This is a genomic window from Opacimonas viscosa, assembly GCF_024199005.1.
Classification (GTDB): Bacteria; Pseudomonadota; Gammaproteobacteria; order Enterobacterales; family Alteromonadaceae; genus Opacimonas; species Opacimonas viscosa.
In genome coordinates this window covers 1-271 of the sequence record NZ_JANATA010000133.1, presented here as the reverse complement: position 1 = coordinate 271, position 271 = coordinate 1, and the positions used below count along the sequence as shown (strand labels likewise).

Sequence of the window (271 nt, the reverse complement as noted above, 5' to 3'; positions counted from 1 at the left end):
CGCGTACAACATAACCAATGGTTCCCAGTACACACACGCCACATAGGATCAGCCACTGGTCGTTCTTGAACAATAACGAGAGCTGCTCTTTCAGCGGCTTCTCTTCTACTTCATGCTCAAGACGCTCGGTGGTGGCAAAGAAACAGAACAGGAACATTACTACAGCCAGCGCAGCCATTAGGCCCATAGCCGCCTGATAGCCGGCCGCCCGGTCACCGTTCCACATATCCGCGCCTGCCATCCAGGGCACAATAATAGTTACCAGAAAGTC

Annotated in this window: 1 protein-coding gene; it reads right to left on the bottom strand. The window is 53.1% G+C overall.

Annotated features, from left to right (window positions below; all coding sequences use genetic code 11):
* Positions 1-241: MFS transporter (locus NLF92_RS13005; protein ID WP_254102638.1), on the bottom strand; the 241-nt coding region annotated here is incomplete at its 3' end.
* Between the last annotated feature and the right edge of the window lie 30 nt (positions 242-271).